A 5,141-nucleotide genomic window follows, 5' to 3' on the forward strand; every position below is an offset into this window, starting at 1 on the left:
CCTGTTTACCTACATTCCTGCGGCCAAAAATTTGTTATTACGACTCAAGCTATCTAGAGTTTATGAAGAGCTGAAGTTAATAGAAAAAAACGCTGCTAATCCAGACTTGAAAGAAAAGAACTTTAAGGAATTGGAGGATATTGAGAGAAGGGTGGGCAATATCAAGGTTTCTATGCTGGACGCAAAAGAGTTATATGACTTAAAGGGGCATGTAGGAGAGGTACGTGGCCGTTTGAATTTGCATTCCTAAGTTGATTGCTAAAAGCCTAAAATAAGCCCATGACTCTCTCAAGCCTTTTACCCCCGCTGACTCCCGTTAAGGAATTACCTCAATCTTTGCGAGATCAGGGTTATGCAGTGTTATCCGCACAGGAGGTGGCAAAAATAGCGCATGTGGATCTAGAGCAGCTCTTAAGCCTCAACCAGTTTTGGGAAGGTTTGCCGCGCGATCCGTATCTAAAGGATGGGGGACGCTACCGCTTTCGACGCCATTCAAGCTTCGAGATGAAGGGTGAAAGTCTGACCATAGTGCCGCATCGTGCCCATTGGCAGTCAGTTGACTACAACGCCTTGCATGGCGGCATCGAGCGCTGGTTTGAACCCTCGCAGGTTCAGCTTACCAACAATCCTGCCTGGCAATCTCTTTTGCTGGGGCTGGCCAACATATTAAGCGGCGTAAAGCAGGTGAATACTTGGTTTGTTGAGGCGCATCAATTTCGGATTGATACGACTGATGGAATTGGTCGCCCAACTCCCGAAGGTGCGCATCGTGATGGCGTGGATTTTGTAGCTGTCTTTTTGCTCAATCGAGTTGGCATTAAGGGTGGTGAGACTCGCATTTTTGATGCAAATGGTTCTGCCGGTTCGAGATTTACACTTTCTGAACCTTGGTCTTTATTGTTGATGAATGATGAACGTATGATTCATGAGTCCACCCCGATTCAGCCCTTAGGGCCTCACGGCTACAGAGATACTTTGGTGCTCACCTTTCGCTCGAATGGTTTTCAGGATTCACCAGGTCGTAGTCAGCAGTAAGTCCTATGCGCTTTAAACCTACCGGTTACACCCCTTTCATGCTCATGGCGCAAACCTGCGCGCTGCTTGGTTTTGCTTGCTACGCTGTCGTGTTAACAACATTGCAAGACGAATGGCATCTCAGTAATTTGCAGTCTGGTTTAATTGCGAGCGCTTTTTTCTTTGGCTATATGCTGATGGTGCCGTTAGCAACAGCCCTGACGGATCGTGTCGATGCAAAAAAAATCTATCTTGTAGGTGGTCTGTTGGCTACAAGTGGACTGCTTGGCATGGGCATCCTTGCTGATAACTTCTGGACTGCCCTGATCTTTATGGCGATTAATGGGGCTGGTTTAGCGGGTACCTATATGCCTGGCTTAAAGATTCTTTCTGATCGTATTAAGACCGGAGAATTGAGTCGTCATATTGCTTTCTATACGGCTTTCTTTGGCATTGGTACTGGCTTTTCATATCTTTGCTCTGGCTGGATCTTGGATGGTTTGGGCTGGCGCTATGTTTTTGGAATCATCGCCTTAGGCCCATTTACCGCATTATTGATTGTGCTGATATTTATCCCTGCACTCACTCATGAAAAATGGCATGGCCCTATTCATGTTCGATTGCATGATATTTTTCCGGTGGACAAATGGCGCTTAGTTTTGCAAGATAAAACAGCTTCAGGATTTATTTTTGGTTACACCGTACATTCGATCGAACTATTTGCTTCTCGTAGTTGGTTGGTCGCCTTTTTTGCTTTCTGTGCAATCACGACTGGCGACTCTTTTCTCTTAACCGCTACCACCCTTGCTGGTGTCATTAATTTTTTTGGTGTTCCAGCATCCATTGCCGGAAATGAGATTGCCTTGAGAATAGGGCGTCAAAAATGGATTTTCATTGTCATGCTGACTAGTGCAGCATTTGGCATGGCGCTGGCTTTATCAACCGGACAATCTTGGTGGTTAATTATTGCATTGGCCACGGGGCACGCGATTTTTATTATGGCTGACTCTGCCACTTTAACTGCGGGTTTGGTGGTGAGCGCGCAAGAAAATATTAAAGGTGCTGCAATGGGTCTCCATTCTTTAATGGGCTTTGGCGGCGGCCTGTTAGGCCCGGCGATTTTTGGATTTGTGCTTGATCTAGCAGGCTCACGTAGCTCACAAATTGCTTGGGTTTGGGCATATTTCGCCATAGTGATCTGGGGTGTTCTATTTGTTCTATATGAACGCCGTAATGGCTGGGTAAGCAAGTCTCTCACTCCCAATTAATAATGCACATATGAGCACTAGTATGCCAAGCAATAGCTGTTATCACTGCGGAAGTTTTATTCTTCCAGGCGACTCTTATGAGATTGAGTTGGGTGGCGTCAATAGAAAATTCTGTTGCGCTGGTTGCATGGCAATTGCGCAAACTATTCATGGCGAAGGTTTGGAAGTGTTCTATGCACGTCGTGCACAGTCAAGTGATAAGCCTGCTGCTTACCTTGCTTCAAATGAAATTCCTGACAACCTAGCTCCTTACGATGATCCTTCTTTGCTTGGTCGATACACTCGGCCCAGTGGTGAGGACGGTAATCTAGAAACCACTTTACGACTTGAGAAGATTCGCTGTGCTGCTTGTGTATGGTTATGTGAGCAACATCTCAGGCGTATTCCTGGTGTGAAAGATGTGCAGATTAATTATGTAAGTCAAAAGGTCAAGGCAGAGTTTTCACCTGGGCAAACTAGCTTAGCTCGCTTATTATTTGAGGTAGAGCGTATTGGTTACGAGGCGTGGCCATTCGAGCCTTCCCTGTCAATTGAAAAATCCAAGAAAGAACGTCGTCAACTGCTGACGAGACTTGGAGTTGCTTTATTGGGCATGATGCAAGTCATGATGTATGCCTGGCCAACATACGTAGGTGATAGCGATATTACCGCTGAGTATGACCTCTTACTGGGTTGGACTAGTTGGGCTCTCACTGTTCCAGTGATGGTGTATTCAGCTGGTCCGATTTTTCAGGCTGCATGGCGAAGTGTTGCCTCATTTCGTCAGACGCATATGTTGGGTATGGATGTTCCTATTGCCCTAGCTTTAGCTCTAGCATTTTCTGCTGGTACCGTGAATCTTGCTACCGGTTCAGGCCAAGGATACTTTGACTCCATTACTATGTTTGTTGCCTTTATTTTGGCAGCACGTTATGTGGAGTTATTGGCTCGTCAAGATGCGCAGGGTGGGGCGGAGGCTTTAGCAAAACAATTGCCTGCTACTTGCGAGCGAGTGCCGAACTATCCAGAGTCTCAGAGGGTAGAAATTGTTCCGGTCATTAATTGCAACCCTGGTGAGGTTCTTCGTGTTCCACCTGGTGATGTGGTCCCAGCAGATGGTATTTTGATTGAGTGTGAGAGCGCTTTAGATGAGTCACTGCTGACTGGCGAATCAAAACCAATTGATAAAAAGATTGGTGATCGTGTATATGCAGGTACGCATAACATTCTGAACCCTATGCTCATGAGAATTGATGCAGTTGGTCAATCTACTCGTATCGCTGGCATTGCCTCATTACTGGATCAAGCGCTACAAGCTAAGCCCCTCATGGTGAGTCTGGCAGAAAAGTGGGCTGGATATTTTGTTGGTTTTTTATTAATCGCTGCATTTCTGTCTTCAGCCATTTGGTGGTATGTCGATCCCAGCAGAGCGTGGACAGTTTTAGTTTCAGTGCTTGTTGCCAGTTGTCCATGCGCTTTATCGCTTGCCGTTCCAACAGCCATGGCTGCAGCCCAAGGTGCCGTAACTAAGTTGGGCTTATTAATTGTGCGCGGCCATGTCCTAGAAGGCTTAGTCAAGGCTACTGACTTGGTATTGGACAAGACTGGCACCCTCACCATGGGGCAGCCAGAATTAAAAGAGGTGTTGATTGCTCGTGCAGAGTTTTCTAGAGCAGATGTCCTTAGTATTGCTGCTGCAATGGAAGCTGGTCAAAAACATCCTCTAGCACTTTCTTTATTACGTGCAGCTGAAACTGAAAATTGCCCACTGAAAAACTTACCTGAGCCTGTTACCAATCAATTAGGTAAAGGCCTGAGCTCAGGGGTTTATAGGCTAGGAAGTGCAGCTTGGGTTGGCGCTCAACAGATTGAGCAAGAGGGGCAGTATGGCCAAGTGCATCTGGCTGATGACAAAGGATTGATTGCGAGCTTTTTATTCTTAGATACTCCGAGAGCGGGGCTCGAGAAATTGTTGGCTGCTACAAAATCGCGCAAGATCACCGTGCATTTAGTTTCTGGAGATGATCCTACGACTGTATCGTGGTGGGCGCATCATGTTGGGATTGACCGTTTCAAGGGTGCCTGCTCGCCAGAGGATAAGTATCACTACATTGAGCGCTTGCAAAAGGAAGGCCATTTTGTTTGGGCGATTGGCGATGGCATTAACGATGCACCTCTACTAGCAAAAGCCGATGTTTCGATTGCAGTTGGGGCGGGGGCGCCACTCGTTAGTGCTGGAGCAGATGCGATTTTGACGGCGAGCTCCTTAGCTCCTCTAGCTAAGTCTATATTGCTGGCAGATAAAACCCAGATGATCATTAAAGAAAACTTGATTTGGGCCCTGGTTTACAACCTCTTGGCTATTCCAGTGGCCATGATGGGTTGGGTCAACCCTTGGATTGCAGGCATCGGCATGTCTCTATCTTCTTTGGCAGTCACATTAAATGCCTGGCGACTCAGAAAGGCCTAGACTAGAGGGATGGAAAGCCTTTTTCTCTTGATCCCCATCTCCCTGCTTGTAATCGGTCTTTTGGCCTGGATTTTCTTTTGGTCTGTGAAAGCGGGTCAGTTTGATGACTTGGAGGGGCCAGGTGAGGCGATTTTGATGGATGACGATACACCTAAATCCAAAAATGTTAGTGATAACTAACTAAAAAATCTTTATTTATTAGCTAGTTAGGAATTACGCCTCAATACAGAAGTTTCTACGTATCGTAAATGCAGGCATCCTTTTTGACATAGATCAAAACACCTCATGCGGCTTACTTCGATAATTGCCGAAGTCTATTTGAATTATGTCGCTGTTTGGTCACCAAAAAGGAGAAACCATGGGACTTACCGTGGGGAACAATCAAGATACCTTCAATTACAAGGTAGTCA

The 5,141-nt window shown here is 46.2% G+C and carries 4 protein-coding genes and 1 pseudogene; all 5 read left to right on the forward strand.

The annotated features are described in order from the left end of the window. Window positions 1–250, forward strand: a pseudogene (locus B7Y67_RS10450) (C4-dicarboxylate ABC transporter substrate-binding protein); the annotation flags it as partial. A gap of 29 nt (window positions 251–279) precedes the next feature. After that, a complete protein-coding gene (locus B7Y67_RS10455; RefSeq protein ID WP_293598594.1) occupies window positions 280–1,035 on the forward strand; it encodes a 2OG-Fe dioxygenase family protein in 756 nt (251 codons plus the stop codon). A gap of 5 nt (window positions 1,036–1,040) precedes the next feature. Next, complete coding sequence (locus B7Y67_RS10460) at window positions 1,041–2,282, forward strand: nitrate/nitrite transporter (RefSeq protein WP_293598595.1); 1,242 nt, start codon at window positions 1,041–1,043, stop codon at window positions 2,280–2,282. Between the two features lie 10 nt (window positions 2,283–2,292). Beyond that, window positions 2,293–4,731, forward strand: a complete 2,439-nt coding sequence (locus B7Y67_RS10465) for a heavy metal translocating P-type ATPase (RefSeq protein ID WP_293598596.1) — start codon at window positions 2,293–2,295, stop codon at window positions 4,729–4,731. 9 nt (window positions 4,732–4,740) lie between these two features. After that, window positions 4,741–4,911 carry a cbb3-type cytochrome oxidase assembly protein CcoS gene (gene ccoS / locus B7Y67_RS10470; protein WP_293598597.1) on the forward strand — a complete coding sequence of 57 codons (171 nt, stop codon included), beginning with the start codon at window positions 4,741–4,743 and terminating at the stop codon, window positions 4,909–4,911. Window positions 4,912–5,141 lie beyond the last annotated feature (230 nt).

This window comes from Polynucleobacter sp. 35-46-11 (assembly GCF_002281105.1).